Origin of the sequence: Weissella confusa (assembly GCF_004766315.1) — a bacterium.
Taxonomy (GTDB): Bacteria; Bacillota; Bacilli; order Lactobacillales; family Lactobacillaceae; genus Weissella; species Weissella confusa_A.
In genome coordinates, this window is record NZ_PVSN01000073.1 from 1 (window position 1) to 17,077 (window position 17,077).

General features: G+C 47.1%; 9 protein-coding genes. 1 reads left to right on the forward strand and 8 read right to left on the reverse strand.

Annotated features, from left to right (window positions below; all coding sequences use genetic code 11):
* Window positions 1–264: 264 nt before the first annotated feature.
* The 8 genes from adhP to C6P11_RS09785 form a co-directional block, all read right to left on the reverse strand.
* On the reverse strand, window positions 265–1,281 hold the full coding sequence (adhP, locus tag C6P11_RS09750) for an alcohol dehydrogenase AdhP (protein ID WP_135520713.1): 1,017 nt from the start codon (window positions 1,279–1,281) through the stop codon (window positions 265–267).
* Between the two features lie 154 nt (window positions 1,282–1,435).
* Window positions 1,436–5,221, reverse strand: coding sequence for a helicase-exonuclease AddAB subunit AddA (addA, locus tag C6P11_RS09755; protein WP_135520715.1), 3,786 nt, complete (start codon window positions 5,219–5,221; stop codon window positions 1,436–1,438).
* On the reverse strand, window positions 5,221–8,796 hold the full coding sequence (locus tag C6P11_RS09760; RefSeq protein ID WP_135520717.1) for a PD-(D/E)XK nuclease family protein: 3,576 nt from the start codon (window positions 8,794–8,796) through the stop codon (window positions 5,221–5,223). Before C6P11_RS09760 ends, addA begins: the two co-directional genes overlap by 1 nt.
* 98 nt (window positions 8,797–8,894) lie before the next feature.
* On the reverse strand, window positions 8,895–10,298 hold the full coding sequence (gene pepV, locus C6P11_RS09765; protein ID WP_135520719.1) for a dipeptidase PepV: 1,404 nt from the start codon (window positions 10,296–10,298) through the stop codon (window positions 8,895–8,897).
* Window positions 10,299–10,408: 110 nt separating this feature from the next.
* Complete coding sequence (locus C6P11_RS09770) at window positions 10,409–11,740, reverse strand: APC family permease (RefSeq protein WP_135520722.1); 1,332 nt, start codon at window positions 11,738–11,740, stop codon at window positions 10,409–10,411.
* A gap of 295 nt (window positions 11,741–12,035) precedes the next feature.
* A complete protein-coding gene (gene gndA, locus C6P11_RS09775; protein WP_135520724.1) occupies window positions 12,036–13,412 on the reverse strand; it encodes an NADP-dependent phosphogluconate dehydrogenase in 1,377 nt (458 codons plus the stop codon).
* Between the two features lie 206 nt (window positions 13,413–13,618).
* Entirely contained in the window at window positions 13,619–13,930 is a 312-nt protein-coding gene (locus C6P11_RS09780; RefSeq protein ID WP_135520726.1) for a DUF7671 family protein, read from the reverse strand.
* Window positions 13,931–13,932: 2 nt separating this feature from the next.
* On the reverse strand, window positions 13,933–15,093 hold the full coding sequence (locus tag C6P11_RS09785) for an NADH-dependent flavin oxidoreductase (protein ID WP_135520728.1): 1,161 nt from the start codon (window positions 15,091–15,093) through the stop codon (window positions 13,933–13,935).
* 159 nt (window positions 15,094–15,252) lie between these two features.
* Here C6P11_RS09785 and C6P11_RS09790 point away from each other — a divergent pair, with 159 nt between their 5' ends.
* A complete protein-coding gene (locus C6P11_RS09790; RefSeq protein WP_135520730.1) occupies window positions 15,253–16,392 on the forward strand; it encodes a trans-sulfuration enzyme family protein in 1,140 nt (379 codons plus the stop codon).
* The last annotated feature ends 685 nt before the right edge of the window (window positions 16,393–17,077 follow it).

Sequence of the window (17,077 nt, forward strand, 5' to 3'; positions counted from 1 at the left end):
ATTCAGACGAATACATTGAACAAATGGTTGAGCAAATTAATAGCCGACCTCGAAAGCTTTTCGGCTGGAGATCGGCTAAAGAATATTATTTATCTCAAGTGTTCCGGTTGAATTGACAATTCACCTATAAAAAAATAACCGCCACACATCTGCGACGGTTATTAGTTGCTCTGGCTTTCATAGCTTTTAGGAGCATCGTTAATTCAATTGATTCACAGCCATAATGTCCCCTCTCACGTGGGACATTATTCTGCTGTGACTATCTTACAAACTCTTGAAATCGAAGACCATACGTCCCGTGACTTGGTTGTTGTGCATCGCCTCAATAACATCGTTAATGTCACGTACATCTGCACGCGTCACGATTGGCTTAACCTTGCCTTCAGCACCAAATTGGAAGGCTTCCTTCAAGTCTTCACGCGTTCCAACCAATGAACCCTTCACTTCGATACCATCCAACACAGTCTTCACAACGTTCAATTGCATGTCACCCTTTGGCAAAGCAACAGCAACCAACTTCCCCATCGGACGTAGTGAGGCGATTGATTGGTCAAAGGCTTGCGTGTTAACAGCCGTAACTTGGGCGTTGTGTACACCACCAACCTTTTCTTGGATGATAGCTGGTACGTCTTCCGTCTTACGGTTGATCAACAACTCAGCACCCATCTTTTCAGCAGCGGCCAACTTGTCTGGGTTTCCATCAACGGCAACAACGTGAGCGCCGAAGACGTTGTGGGCGTATTGAATAGCCAAGTTTCCTAGACCACCAGCACCAACAACTGAAACCCATTGACCAGGCTTCGTCTCACCAACCTTCAATGACTTGTACATCGTGACACCGGCACAAGTGATTGATGAAGCTTCCATTGGGTCCAACCCTTCTGGCACCTTAACGGCATACTTAGCATTTACAACAACTTGTTGCGCCATAGCACCGTCAACTGCGAAACCAGCGTTACGAACCTTGCGGCAGAACGTTTCGTTTCCAGTGTTGCAGTACTCACAGTTTCCACATGCATCGTAGAACCAAGCGATTGAAACACGATCACCAAGCTTCGTGACAATTCCAACTCCTTCGTGCCCAATAACACGGCGGAATGGACGTGGGTTAATCTCGTTTGGGTTACCAAAGTCACCCGCGGCAACGTGCAAATCCGTGTGGCAAAGACCACTATATTCAACGTCAACCAAGGCTTCCCCAAAGCCCAAAGCGCGTGGCTCCCAATCATCAATCAAATCTACAAATCCGTCTAGGTTCTCACGTACGACAGCTGCTTTCATTTCAATAATCTCCTCAAAATCGAAAATCGTTACTTACTTCACAAGCTATATTATAAAATGTTTCGCAATGCTGTGCAAGCGATTTCTTTGATAAAAATAAGAAATGGGACAACAAAAAACGTGTCCTCCCAAATGGCGGACGCGTTTCTGGTTTTTAATCCAATGTAATAATCTTTTCAGCGCTAAATGCGTAGATAAAACGACGTGGCATTGGCTTGCCCATCGCAACAAGTGCTTGCGCATAGATGTTTAATTGACCAGAGTAACGACTCGTTAGCGTTTCCGCTGCGTCTTCTGGTGTAACACGATCGGTCTTGTAATCGAATAACCAAACCTCACCGTCAACTTCAAAATAACCGTCAATAATTCCGTGGACCAACACCTTCTCATCCCCTTGGAACCCCTTGTACAAGCGACTAGCATCCAAGAGCAATGAGAATTGCACTTCACGTTCCAACGAATCAGCATGCATCACCATTTGCTTACCAAGTGGCATTTCCGCAAAGAATCGTTCAATCTTCGCCAATGAAATTAGCGGTGCAACGCGTTCTTCAATCAACCCTTGCGTGGTCAAATCAGCGACCAGTTCGCGCAAGTCATCATGCGATGGCGCACCATGTTGCAAATCAACGCGTTGCAAAACCAAGTGTGTCGCCGTACCGATAGCAGCCGATGAAATGCGCGTTTCCGCCTCCTGCATAAACTCAGGTTCTGGCAACGTTTCATCGGTCAAACGCAATCCACTCATATCAGCCACATCTAGGCGAGCATCAATCGGACCACGACCCGCTTGCAAATCAGGATCTTCAAACAAGCGCTTGATTTCAGAAACTGATTGATAAGCTGTCGCACGCGTTGCTTCTTCAAAGCCGTAATCAAAGTTAAGGACTTGATGCCAATCGGTGTTAGCAACAACGGGGGCATTTGCCTCCGTCGCCACGGCAACTTGTGGTGTGGCAACTGCTTGATACGCGTCCAGCGCTGAACGCAAATCAGCACTATTCACAATTTCAAGGCCAAAACTAAACGGCTTCTTAGGGGCCTTGGCACGGATTTCGCTGAAATCAACGACATCGTCTTCATCATAGCGTCCCAATGCTTCTTGCAGCTCTGGTGCTTGTGGGTGACGCATCAACGCCATCCCCATCAAATCCATAAACGACTTTCCTGATAGACGCACCCAGTCTGGCAACATCCAGTCCGACCCATTTTCAGCTAACGACCACTTTGACCATAGCGCCTTCACGCTACTGTATGAGCCCACCATAAAGAGGTGCTGCTCGGCACGTGTTAAGGCCACATATAGCACACGCAATTGCTCGGCAAAGGCCCCACGGATACGGGCATCCTTCACGAATTCGCGTTGTGGTGTTGGCAACTTCAAATGGTGATCCAAATCCACGTAATCCATACCAGCCCCCGCTTGGGCATCCAACAGGACATCCCCCATCGTTTCGCGTTGGCTAATCATCTTACGCGTACTGTTCAACACAAAGACGATTGGGAATTCCAACCCCTTTGAACGGTGAATTGTCATCAATGAGACGCTATCACTCGCCACGTTGGCATCGGCTTCACCCAAGTCTTTGTCCTGCGTTTGCAACTGCGTCACGTAGTTAATGAACTGGTACAAGCCAACAAAGCTACTCTTTTGATACATCGCAGCGCGTTCATATAAGGCGTGCAAGTTTGCTTGACGTTGTGGACCTGATGGCAAGCCACCAACGTAATCCAACCACCCCGTCGTGTTGTAAATCTGCCAAAGCAAATCAACAATTTTATTCTGAACGGCCAGCGTACGGAACGTCTCCAAATCAGCCAAGAAACGTTGCACCGCAGCAATTGTTTCGTTAACCAATTCAACTGAAACACCTTCAACAGAAATTGTGAGTTGGTTGTTGGCCAGTGCCTTCACAGCCGTAAAGAAATCATCATCCATCGCTTGGGTGCGAATCAATGCGAGCCCATTTTCATCAATGCCATACAACGGTGAACGGAGAACCGCTGCCAACGGAATATCTTGATGCGGATTATCAATCACTTGCAACAAACTCATCATGACTGATATTTCAGTCGTTTGGAAATAGTTTTCCGCCCCATTCACCACAATCGGAATATCCATCTCGCGGAAAATGTCCAACACATCCAAGTTTTGATTCTTAGTTGGCACCAAAACAGTCATATCGCTATAACGAACCGGACGCTTCTCGCCCGCTTTACGATCAAAGATTTCGAACTTCGTATCCATCAATTTTTTAATCTTCAATGCCATCATACGAATTTGGCCAGTCGCCTTCGTGAAGCCATACTCGTTCTTCACATCAGGCTCATCTTCTTCAGCGTCGTCGGCATCATCTTGATCCAAGTACACCATCATTTGGGCTTCCTTTGGCAAGTCAGCCGGATAGTAATCCGCCCCCGCAACCAATTCGGCCTCACCGGCATACTCCACGTCACCCAATTGTTCACTCATAATCTGCGCAAAAATGTAATTGATGTAGTCAGTCACATTCGGCTGTGAACGGAAATTTTCCTGCAACGTAATCACAGTGTTGCCGTCAGTCTTGGGATACGTTGTCAGTTTATGACCGAACAACGTTGGATCAGCTTGACGGAATTTATAGATGGATTGCTTAATGTCACCCACTTGGAAAGTGTTATCACCAGTCGCAATTTGTGACAAAATCGCTTCTTGCAGTTGGTTCGTGTCTTGATACTCATCGACCATGACTTCGTTGTAACGTGCTTGTAGTTCTGCAGCTACCGCGGGTTGGCTAACGATTTGCAACGCAAAGTGTTCCAAGTCGTTAAAATCCAGCACCTTGCGACGAAGCTTCTCGGTCAAGAACGCCTCGCGGAATGCTTGCGTGAAATCAACCAATTGCATAATCACTTCACCAGCCCCACCGATGGCAAGTTGCATACCAGTAGTATCCAAAGCAAAGTAGTTTTCTTGCAGCTTCTCGAAACGTTCTTTGATTTGCTCACGTTGGGCCTTAACCGGTTCCCAAGCCGCCTTTAGTTCTGGGTCATGCTTTGACGTAAAGTTCTTACCCTTTCCATCTTCACCTTTACCCCATCCCATCAAGGTCACTGATGCAAACGCCTGACGCAAATCATCCCAACTAGTTGGCGTATCTTGCAAGAGCGTCATCAAACGGCCATAGGCGTCCGCATCGTTTTGAATGTTTAGCAAACGATTAACGGCCGGTGGTTCATCCATCGTATCCGGTGCTTGATTAACCAACTGTGTGATTTGGTCATTAATGGCCAACATCTCACTTTGCAACGTTGGCAATAATTGCGTCTTAAAGAAATTAGATGATGCAAAATCATCCCCAATCTCATAATCATCCGCCAAGCTTTCCAACCACGCCGTTGTATCTGGTCGTGCCATCGCAAAATTAAACAAGGTGAAGACTGATTCTTGCAGTGTGCGGTCGTCAGTTGACCCTGATGCAAATTGGGCCGCAAACTTGGCGAAGGTTTGCTCTGGGTCCTCCGCGTAGCGTTGCTCAAGCAAGTCACCATAGACTTCCATCATCAACAACGTCCGCTCGGCATCATCAGACAAACGGAATTGCGGATCCAAATCAATTGTGTAGTGATATTGCTCAATCAAACGTAACGCAAACGCGTGCAACGTTGAAATGTTGGCAACGTTCAATAGACGTAGTTGCTTCAACAAATGCTGACGTTGCTCACCTTCAGACTCGGCCAATGCACCACGAATTGCGCCCTCAAGACGTTCCTTCATTTCAGCCGCAGCTGCTTCAGTAAACGTTACGATCAAAAACGTATTCACGTTTTCGCCCGCAAGCAAACGTCGAATCACACGTTCAACTAAGACACGCGTTTTTCCTGAACCGGCGGAAGCAGACACCAAGATATTTTGGCCAGTTGTGGTAATGGCCGCTTCTTGTGACGTTGTAAAATTCATTAGTCTTCTGCCTCCTCTTCTTCATCTTCGTCGCCCTTAATCAGATTTTGCATCGCCTTTAAGGCATCGTCTGCCTTGAGCTTTTTAATATTACGGTATTCATTACCCATCATGGCATCAAACATCATGACTGGCTTATAAGCCGTGTACATCATACCGGTCTTATTTGGCCCATCACGGAATGGCAATAGTGGGAATTGTCCAGCCAAAATATTTGTCGCAATTTGGCGGATTTTCGCTTCGTTAAATTGAAGCAACGTGTTCAAATTATCTTCCGTCACAACGTCTGCTGTCTTGGCAAAGCCACCACTCTTCAAACGCTTTAAGGCAAATGGCGTCTTCACACCCTCGACACCTTCAAGGCGCTCAATGTAAGCTTCATTGTCACGAAGGACACCACGGTAAGCACCTTGGCTTGCGGCTGCTTTATCAGCTTCTTCCTGCAATTCAGCCAACGAAGCACCTGAAATATCTGTGGCCTTAATCCATGGGTTTTGAAGTGACCAGAACACTGCCCCGCCCATTTCGCTGGTTGGTAGCACATCCGCATTGGTCAACATTGCGGTCCAGTACGTCATCAATTGCAATTCCAAACCAGCATAGGCTTGCGTGTAATCAAAGACACGCTTACCAGACTTGTAATCGACAATCGTCAAGAAGTTACCAGCTGGCGTTTCCACCAAGTCATAACGATCCACTTTTCCGCGGACCGTCACGCGACCAATTGGCAACTCATATTGCACCGGCTTCAGCTTGCTCTGTGGCAAACCGAAACCTGCTTCGACGCCAAGTGTATGCACCCCACCGTCAATTAATTGGCCACGCTTCATGTTCTGAACCGTATCGTGCACTTGTTCTGCCAAACGTTGCGTCAAGAATTGCATACGGGCTGAACTCGTGAAGATATCAAATGTGGCATCCCCACTTTGAAGCAAACCATGCAGAATATTTTGCTCCAACAGGCGCAATTCTGAATCAGTGAATTCACTCAACGTCTTGTTCTCACGAATTAATTCAGTGAACAAACGCTCCAGAATCGTGTGCATCAATGTTCCCTTTTCAGCCGGTGTTAGTTGTAACACCTGACGCTCTTGCAAACGCAGACCGTATTGCAAGAAGAACTCAAATGGATTCTTCGCATAGTTCTCGAGACGTGAAATTGAGGCTTTCAGGTCATTACCGAATAGTTGGCTCATCAGTGGTGCCATGATTTGGCTTGGTCGGTTTTCATACGTCAAACCACCCATCACACGGGCAGCCTGCGCCGGTGCCAGTTTCTTAATTTGCGCTTGCAAACCTTGCCAAGCACCACTCAGTTCAGCTGACTGACGGTCTTGCTTTTGGTTCTCCGCCTGACGGTTCACAACCACCAAGTGTGCGAGCGTACTTGCAACCGTTCCAACGTATTCGTGGACATCCATCGCATGTGGATCAGGCAATGCCTTAAACTCATGCACTGGTTGATGGAATTGACGCACCAAACGGGACACGTACGTTGACGCTTGTTGACTACCTTCACCATCAATCGTTGCGTACAACCAAATCATACGGGTTGCTGCCGTCATCATCGCGCTGTACATCAACAATGATTCTTGCGCCATTTGTTGCTCAGATGTTTCGCGCAAGAACACATGTTCCGGCAACTTATCTTGCAATAATTCACGGTCACCATCATGTAGCAACGCCTTTGTACGGGTTGTTGCTGGCAAATTAACGCTGGTTGCCCCAAACACAATTACCGTGTGATAACCCTGACGTTGCACGATTCCACTTTCAGACACACGCACCTGGTCCATTGTCGCTGGAATGCCCGTGTACTTGGCACTTTCAAATGCAGCTTGGAGTAATTCTTGCAACGTTTCAACCGTCATTTCAGTGTGATCAAACACCGCTACGAAGTCATCCAGCACGCCAATAAACGTGCGCCAAACTTGCTCTGGTTGTTGGGCAGCCCACAAATCACCTGCTTCAATTGCGGCATCACGCCAGGCAATCAAACGTTGTTGAATGCCAATTTGTGTCAAAAAGCCGTATAACTCACGAGCCATCTCACGAGCATCTTTGGCTTCCGCTAGGCGTGACAAAAACGGTGCCACCACCTGACTGATTTGATTATGAATCAACGCCAATTGGGCATCCTTAGCCGCTACGTGTTCGCGAACCACTTCGTCATCTGAGTCGGCCACGTTGCGGTCAAACTGCCATGGCGTATCATCCGTCCAACGCCAACCTGGCAAATTCTTAGCCAACGCATAGTTTTCCGTTTCCGCCAACGCCTCACGATAGTCAGCCAAAGCGACATCTTCAGGCAAAAGCAGCTCCGTCTTCAACAATCCCATCACATCTGAAATGGTGTAGGCCGGTGCCAAACGGAATAGCTTATCCAAAAAGGCCACAAGCGGGTGGGCCCCCATTGGTCGATCCAAGTCCATAAAGACTGGAATTTCATAGCGGGCAAACACCGCTGGCAAAATATTCTCATATTGCCCCAAGTCACGCGTCATCAGCATAAAATCACGATAACGACGTTTGCCACTAGCCACTTCTTGGCGAATCATACGCGCCATTTGCTCAACTTCTTGATAACGCGTCGTCGCTTGCCACACATCAAAATCAGGCAATGGTGCTGCCTGCGTTTGTTGCTGAATGCCACGTTGTTCGTAATCAATCCAGAATGACTCAATGGCCGCAATCGTATCGCTAATTGGGTGTTGTGCCGTCACAGTGTTCGCCGTCACTGGGACATCATGTGCCACTGCGAAATCACGCAATTGGCGTGCTAAACGCTTAGGTCGGTAGAACAAGTCATTTTCTGACAACGTCACATCTGAGACACTAGCTGCTCCGTCGTCAGCTGGTAGCGCAATCGCTACACCACCTGCACGTTCAATCAGCGCCTCAACAACCCCGCGTTCTGGTGTCGTCATTTGTGAATACCCATTAATAAAGTAGTAATGGTGTGATGTATCGGTCTTTTCCGTCGCCAAATAAACGCGCAAAGCCGTCAATAATTCACTATTCAAATATTGCCCACGGTTGGCCAACTCTTGATCCAGCGCTTCACCAATCAAAGCCAAATCCTGCAACTTCATTTGCAATGTGCCTTGGCCCGATAGGTTTTCAGCCATCTCGCGTACTTCTGGCCAGGTTAAGCCGGCTTGCTTCAGTTCAAGAATTTGACTCGCAAATTGACTGATAAATCCTTGCTTAGTTAACAAACTGCCGTACAACACCAAGTCATCTTGGTGTTCACGTAGCAAGGCTTGTACCAACATCGTCATACCAGTCGCTGACAAATTGGCTTGGCGATAAATTGGGTCATCTTGCATGTAGTACCAAGCTAAACGACTCAATGAAAAAACTTGAACGTTCGGCACAGCCACTGCGGCCCCGTGACGATTTTCCAGCTCAGCCAAACGACTCAGCACTTGGATTTCTGTTTCAAACTTAATGTGGTTCGGTACCACATAAAAAATCTCGGCTTGCTCATCGGCTGCCAAGACCTTCTGCACACGCTCCAATAGCGCTAATTCATGGTCGGCACTTGCGCGACCAAACAACAATTCTAAAGCCATGTGCGCCCCCTTTTCGTAACGTGTTGTATCTTCTCATTTTACCAGCTATACGTGAAAAAAGACCCTAGGCTTTTGCCCAGAGTCTGTCTGATTTCCAGCTATTGTGCCAACTTCAACAACGCTTCTGCGAAGATTGCCATTGAACGCGTTAAGTTAGCGACCGGTGTCGATTCGTTTGCTTGGTGACTTGTGACTGGCACATCTGGGAACTGACCCCCAAAGGCGACACCACGCTTCAACAAACGGGCATACGACCCACCGTTTGATGTGCGTGGATTCATAAACATCCCCGTCTGCTTCGCATAAACCATTGATAGGATACCAACCAGTTCATCGGTTTCCGGCACCAAATGGGGCTCCATACCACCCGGCCATACTTCAACCGTCGCCTTAAAGTCGCCAAGATGTCGTTGGACTTGCGTCATCACCGCTTGCACATTAACCCCTTGCGGATAACGGAAGTTCAGCAAAATCGTTCCCTGTCCGTTCAAACTAAAACGCATGACACCAACATTCAACGTCAGGTCACCCATCGTTTCGTCGTGGTAGCGCAAGCCTAGATTGTCAGCCCCAATATCGTCATGCACTGTCTCACCAACAAATTGCAAAAATGTCTTCGCATCATCCGCAAACGCATAACGATTTAGGAAATGGGCCAAATACGTACCGGCGTTCTCGCCATCTTGCGGATAGGCACCATGGGCCTGAACCCCGTTCAACAAGAGACGTAATTCTTGTCCCTTAATCTCAGTCTTACCACTCAAGAATGGGTATTGCGCCAAGTATTGTTCAAAATCATGCACCATGCCGTCTGGATCAGGAACAACCACACGCGCACGTGCATCACCCGGCACAACATTCGGACGCGTACCAGCAATGAAACGGCGCAAAATATAGTCACCAGTCGACACACTTGGGAAGCGCAGTTGCACCGTTTGGAAAGCCTTCTCACCATTCACAACCGGGAATGCCCCGTCTGGTGAAAAGCCCATCGTTGGCTCACCTTCCTGTTCGAAATAGCGTGGCAAATCACGCCAGCCATTTTCTTCGTCAGTTCCAATAATCAACCGAATCTTGCGGGTTAATTTAATCTCATGGTCAGCCAAATACTTCATGGCATAATACGCACTCATCAAATCAGCCTTCATGTCGGCTGCCCCACGGCCAAAGTATAAGCCATCCAAGATTTCCGGCTTGAATGGGTCACGCAACCATCCGTCACCGGCGGGCACAATATCAATGTGCGTCAAAATCGCCACGGTCTCATCAGCATCGGCTGGACCGTATTCAATCCACGTCACCATGTTATCGACACGACCGTAACGGAAACCGTCACGCGCGGCCAATTCTTCCATCTTCGCTAACGCACGCACCATATCGTTTCCGAATGGTGTTAACTCTGTTTGCGTATTTGGATCTAGAATCGATGGTATTTTAACAATCTGATTCAGGTCCTGAATCAAATCGGCCTCATAAGGCTTTGTTTGGTCAGTCCATTCCATGGCGGCCCTCTTTTCTCATTTGTTTTTAATACTTTGATTTTAACGATATCTGTTAACCCTGTAAAGTAAAAAAGCTACCAGGCAGATACCTGATAGCTTTGCAAAATTCATTAAGAACGCTTCTTGTTGTAGTAGTAGAACACTGGCAATCCAATCAAAACCAATACGATTGAAATGGCAGCACCTGTGAAGTCGTTGATAACCGTTGAACCGATAACGAACAATGCCCCGAAAATCGCAACCAATGGCGTAATTGGGAACAATGGTGTCTTGAACAACGTGTCCATTTCTTCCAACTTACCCTGCTTTACTTGGCGACGCAACATGAAGACACCGAAGAACGCAGCCGTGTAGAAAATCCAAATCGTGAAGATAGCGATGTCTGACAAACGATCAACACCTGACGTGTAGAAGATTGCCAAAACCAACGTCATAATCGTTACCGTCGCAATGGCGTTCGTTGGCTCTTGCGTCTTGCGCGTCAACTTTGACAAGTACTTAGGGAACAAGCCATCCAATGACATTGCATATGCCATACGTGGGAATGACAACATCTTACCGTTCAACGTTCCCAACATTGAAATGATAATGGCCAAACTCAAGGCACGTCCACCAAAGTCACCAAAGGCAGCCTTCGCAACCGCGAATGTCGCATTGTTTTGCAATGCCACAACCTTTTCAGCAGGCAAAGCGTGGTAAACACCAAATGTCACACCAACGTAGGCGATGACAATCAAAATCAAACCACCAACGATTGAACGTGGCACATCACGACGGGGGTTCTTCAACTCACCGGCGATGTTTGACAACAAAATCCAACCATCATAAGCAAACAACGTTGCCAAGATAGCCATTCCGAAACCACCACCTGATTGTGAGACTTGGTGAACCGTTTGTCCCAAGGCATCAACCTTACCGAAGAACAAACCGTAAATGATCAACACAGCGATTGGAATCAACTTAATTGATGTCGTAATCACTTGGAAGCTAGCAGCCACACGGTTTTCCAACATGTTCAATCCCGCGATGAACAATAGGAAGATAACTGAAATCCAAGTTGCAGCTGACGTTGGCAAGCCCAAGAAGTTAGCCGTCAAAAAGGCAGCGTAACCAGCGATTGAGGCAATAACAGCCGGTGCGTAAATAACAACTTGCATCCATCCCGTCAGGAATCCAGCAGCTGGACCGTACAACTCTTCGATGTAGCTGTACAACCCACCTATCTTTGGCAAGCGCGCCCCGATTTCAGCAATCGTCAAACCAGCAGCCAACGTGATGACACCACCGGCAACCCACGCCAATAGCCCAAGCGTTGATGAACCAGCCGTTTGCAAAACCCCAGCTTGCTTAAAGAAGATTCCAGAACCGATAACCGTTCCAATAACGAGTGATAACCCTGACCAAATTCCCATTGATCGTTTTAATTCAACTTTGTTTTCCATGACCTACTCCTAGATTATTCCGTTCTTGCATAAAAAAACAGCCACCCAATCCCAGTGATTGGATGACTGCTAATCGTTCTCACAGTTCAAGCGTTACACGAAAACGCCCAATCACTTTTTGTGTTGAGTTGAAACGATCATTATTATTATTGTTGTTAACAAAACTGAACATAATCATTTCTCCTTCCAAAAAGTGTACGTTTTTCATAACGATTAAAATCTTATCATATTCTAAGAATTCTGACAATAAAAAATGGTGAACCCAATTGGATTCACCATTTCTATTAGTTACTTATTAAGCTTCTTCGTACCATGAGTAGTGGTACATTTCACCAGCTGGCTTGTCCGTACGCTCGTAAGTGTGAGCACCGAAGTAGTCACGTTGTGCTTGGATCAAGTTTGCAGGCAAAACTTCTGAACGGTATGAATCGAAGTATGCAACCGCAGCTGACAATGATGGCACTGGTACACCAGCAGCCGTTGCCAAAGCGATTACGCGACGAGCAGCTGCTTGGTACTTCTCAGCGATATCCTTGAAGTATGGATCCAACAACAAGTTGTGCAAACCTGCTTCGTTGTTGTATGCATACGTAATACGTTGCAAGAAGCGGGCACGAATAATCGCACCAGCACGCCACAATTGTGCCAACTCACCGTATTGCAAGTCCCAATCGTAGTGATCTGAAGCCATACGCAATTGGTCGAAACCTTGTGCGTATGACATGATCTTACCGAAGTACAAAGCCTCGCGGATGTCTTCAACAGTTGCGTCGACATCACCTTCGAAGTTGAATTCTGGACCAGCCAAAACCTTAGAAGCAGCCACACGGTCTTCCTTCATTGCTGAAATGTAACGTGCGTAAACTGATTCCGTAATCAATGATTGTGGGGCACCAACTTCAAGAGCTGATTGTGATGACCACTTTCCAGTTCCCTTGTTTCCGGCACGATCCAAAATCATATCCACCATTGGCTTACCTGAACCCAAATCGTCATCACGCGTCAAAATATCAGCCGTGATTTCGATCAAGTATGAGTCCAACTTCAACAAGCGCTTCAACAAGTCGTATGACTCAGCGATCAATTGCATATCACCGTACTCGATACCGTTGTGCACCATCTTTACGTAGTGACCAGCACCATTAGGTCCGATGTAGGCAACCGTTGGCTTACCATCTTCAGGTGCCTTAGCAGCAATTTCCTTCAAGATTGGCTCAACCAAATCATAAGCTTCGCGTTGTCCACCAGGCATCATTGAAGGGCCTTGCAAGGCTCCCAACTCACCACCTGATACACCCATTCCGATGAAGTTGATGCCTGATTCAGCAAGCTTCTCTGAACGGCGCATCGTGTCCTCAAAGAACGTGTTTCCACCGTCAATCAAAATGTCACCCTTCTCCAAGAATGGTAGCAATTCTTCAATAACAGCGTCAGTTCCTGCACCGGCCTTGACCATCAACAAAATACGACGTGGGGCCTTAATTGACTTCACGAATTCCTCGACAGTGTAACCAGGTACAAACTTCTTATCTGAGTGCGTTTGTACCAAATCTTCAGTACGAGCGCTTGAACGGTTGTATACCGCAACCGTGTAGCCACGTGATTCCACGTTCAAGGCCAAGTTACGACCCATTACGGCCAAACCAACAACACCAAAATCTGCAGTTGCCATGTTTAATTATCCTCCAAAGTGTGTCCTTAATCCCTCGATTGACTATAAGTCTAGTCTTCTTTATTTTAATGTCAAAACAAAAAGTGTCTGTGAATTAAATGTGAATTTGTTTACGACATATACAAATGTCAGATAATCCTATGGCAAAAGGCTGCATCACTAATTTTTGCAAAGAAAAATCCACGCGGATGCATGGGTTAATTTCATTATTGATATTGTGCCAAAACGGCAGCGACTACGTCATCGCTCGCTGAGGTCGTCATGAAACGACCCATTGGCGTAATATCGTGACGATCTTTAAAGGCTAGCTTCTTTGTTTCAACTAGCATGACCGTCAAATTATTTTCCGTCAAAAAGAGTTGGCCAGGCTTACCTAGCTTACCCTTCGTGTGCTTACCAATGCGCCAGCTGTGAAAATCGGCTGCTGTTAGCGGATTTTCCTTCGGTTCGTAAGCACCACTATTACTTTGCGTCATCACAACGCCAATTAATTCTGCTGTTGGATATTTATCTGCCATGATTAACCTCGGTAGTATGCCCACGGTACTTGTGGATCGAATTGCTCATCAGTTGAGACAACAAGCCCCTTCTTAAAGCGCGTCAACAACCAGAAACGGAGTGGCTCAGGGATACCAAGCATCTCGAAATCACTCGTTGAGATAGCGTAGCGAATTCCCTTTTCATCATTATTCATGACTTTTTGCACCCAGTTTGGGTCAACAATCAGCTCACGTGCAATCGCAGCACCATCAACGCCCGCTTGCACAAGTGCTTCAACTTGCTCCGGTGTACGCAACAAGCCAGCGACAATCAACGGAATATCGCCCAAAATCGCCTTGTACTTAGCGTAAAGTGGCTCCTTATCTTCCTTATTCATAAATGGCGTTTGGAACGCATCCTTTAATGAGATGTGGAAGTATGAAATTGGACGCTTGATAATTTCTTGCGCCATTGCCAACGAATCCGTAAAGCGAATACCCGGCGTTGTTGGCTCTTCAGGTGATTGACGGTAACCAATAATGAATCGATCATCCGCAAATTCAGCACGCGCTGCGACGACGGCGTCCAAAACTGCCAAGCCATAACGCATGCGGTCGTTCAAATCACCACCCCATTCATCAGTGCGTTGGTTGGCGTGCTCTGAGAAGAATTGTTGCATCGCATACATGTTGGCACCGTGTAGCTCAACACCGGCAAAGCCAGCTGCAATGGCACGACGAGTTGCTTCACCGAAGTCGGCGATGCTTTGACGAATTTCTTCATCCGTCATCGGACGTGGTGTGGCCATCCCCGGTTGGTGACCTGGCACATCAGAAGGACCAACGACATCATCGTGCAATACCGCTGCCGTCTGTGCAATACGACCACCAAATGACAATTGTAGAACCGACACTGAGCCACGATTCTTAATCACGTCTGCAATCTTCTTCAACCCTGAAATCTTTTCATCAGAATCGATACCGATTTGACCAACGTATGTCTTACCATCCATTGAAACGTATGCCATTTCAACGATGACCAAACCAGGACCACCAGCACGCATCTTGTAGTAGTTCACCTCATCATCAGTCACAACACCCGTTGCAAAAGATGAACGCAAAGTCGTTGGTGGGAATACAACGCGATTCTTTATTTCAACACCATTCGCCAACTTGAATGGTTCAAGGAATTTATAACTCATTATCATTAACTCTTTCTTATTATTAGTGCCCCTATTATAGCATTATGTACAAGTGGTAAAATTTTTTACCTCTTTTTCTTGCGGAACTTTCACCATGTACTTAAAATAAGTTTATTCATTTCATTGTTACTATTTTCGAGCAAAGAGGGGAAAACAAACATGAAGTTTGAAACGAAGGTTATTCACGGTGGTACACAAGGAGATCCAGTTACTGGGGCCGTTACCACACCCATTTACCAAACATCAACCTATCACCAAAAGGAGTTAGGTGGTGGCGCTAAGTACGAGTACACGCGCGGTGAGAACCCTACCCGCTTCGCTTTGGAGTCAGTTATGGCTGACATTGAAAACGGAACGGATGGATTTGCCTTTTCATCAGGAATGGCTGCTATCCACGCAACAATGAGCTTGTTGAAGGCCGGCGACCACATCGTCATGGCCAACGACGTTTACGGCGGAACTTTCCGCTTGGTTAACCGCATCATGGCCGAATTGGGCATTAAGTTTACTGCGGTTGATACGGCTGATAGCGATGCTTTGAAGGCCGCAATGACGCCAGAGACAAAGATGGTTTACTTGGAATCACCTTCTAACCCATTGATGCACGTGACGGATATTGCTGAAGCATCAAAGATTGCCCACGAAGGTGGCGCAATCGCCGTTGTTGATAACACGTTCGCTTCACCATACAACCAAAACCCATTGGATTTGGGTGCTGACGTGGTTGTTCACTCAGGAACGAAGTACTTGGGTGGTCACGCCGATCTATTGTCAGGGTTCGTCGTTGTGAAGGACGCTAAGTTGGCTGAGCGTATTAAGTTCATCCAAATGTCTATTGGTGCCGTCTTGTCACCACAAGATTCATACATGGTGCAACGTTCAATTAAGACGTTGGCTTTGCGCGTGCAACGCCACAACGAAAACGCGATGGCGTTGGCTGAGTTCTTGAACAACCACCCAAAGGTTGCCAAGGTTTACTTCCCTGGTTTGCCAGGTACGCCTGATCACGAGATTGCTAAGAAGAAAATGCGTGGTTTCGGTGGCATGATGTCAATCGAGCTACAACCTGGTTTGGATGTTAAGAAGTTTGTTGAGAACTTGGATGTCTTCTTGTTGGCTGAGTCACTTGGTGGTGTTGAATCATTGATTGAAGTGCCAGCAGTGATGACCCACGCTTCTATCCCACGCGAGATCCGTATTGCTAACGGCATCAAGGATGAGTTGGTTCGTATCTCAGTAGGTATTGAAGATATCGACGATTTGATTGCCGACATGTCAAAAGGCTTGGATGCCTTGTAATATTGATAAAGTAAACTCCCCAACGATTTCGGTCGTTTGGGGAGTTTTTCGTTATGTAGTTGGTGGTTTTGGTGGTTAGTGTCCGTCCTATCGGCCGGAGTGCTTGGCCCCTTCTAGGGCACGCTAACACGCACTGACCATGACCTGCAGGGAGCGCGAACCACAGCAAGCTGTGTTTCCCTTTACCTCCCGTGGCTCTAAGCGGTAAAGCCGCTAAGAACCCACACATGCGGGTCAAGGTCTGCACGTGTCTATACGCGTGGCGGGGCCAAGCACAGCAGCCAAACATTACTCTATTGGTTTGATTTTCATCTACCACAAGATCACAAAGAGAGCAGTTCACCTATTTGTTTTACGGTGAATGACTATCTTAAATAGACTAGAACATATCGGCTGCTGTGGCTGGGGGCGCCCCGCGTATAGAACTGGATACGGCTAAACATGTGGGGGTAATACTTAGGGATTTATCCCTTAGTATTACGGAGGGTAAAGGTGTACGCGGCAAAGCCGTGGACTCCGCCTCCCACTGTTTTGACGTATCCGGTTTAGCGGGCCTAAAGAAGCCTCCAGCCACTCGACGCAACGCGTCGACACTCACCACTACCTAACACTCAACCAAAAGTGCAAAATAAAAACCGCGTGAACGTATATCTACGTTTCACGCGGTTTTTCAGTAAGCTACTGA

Bases quoted from the DNA above. Each gene is read 5' to 3' on its own strand.
- adhP (WP_135520713.1), bottom strand. From the start codon at position 1,281: ATGAAAGCAGCTGTCGTACGTGAGAACCTAGACGGATTTGTAGATTTG.
- C6P11_RS09780 (WP_135520726.1), bottom strand. From the start codon at position 13,930: ATGGCAGATAAATATCCAACAGCAGAATTAATTGGCGTTGTGATGACG.
- gndA (WP_135520724.1), bottom strand. From the start codon at position 13,412: ATGGCAACTGCAGATTTTGGTGTTGTTGGTTTGGCCGTAATGGGTCGT.
- addA (WP_135520715.1), bottom strand. From the start codon at position 5,221: ATGAATTTTACAACGTCACAAGAAGCGGCCATTACCACAACTGGCCAA.
- C6P11_RS09760 (WP_135520717.1), bottom strand. From the start codon at position 8,796: ATGGCTTTAGAATTGTTGTTTGGTCGCGCAAGTGCCGACCATGAATTA.
- pepV (WP_135520719.1), bottom strand. From the start codon at position 10,298: ATGGAATGGACTGACCAAACAAAGCCTTATGAGGCCGATTTGATTCAG.
- C6P11_RS09785 (WP_135520728.1), bottom strand. From the start codon at position 15,093: ATGAGTTATAAATTCCTTGAACCATTCAAGTTGGCGAATGGTGTTGAA.
- C6P11_RS09770 (WP_135520722.1), bottom strand. From the start codon at position 11,740: ATGGAAAACAAAGTTGAATTAAAACGATCAATGGGAATTTGGTCAGGG.
- C6P11_RS09790 (WP_135520730.1), top strand. From the start codon at position 15,253: ATGAAGTTTGAAACGAAGGTTATTCACGGTGGTACACAAGGAGATCCA.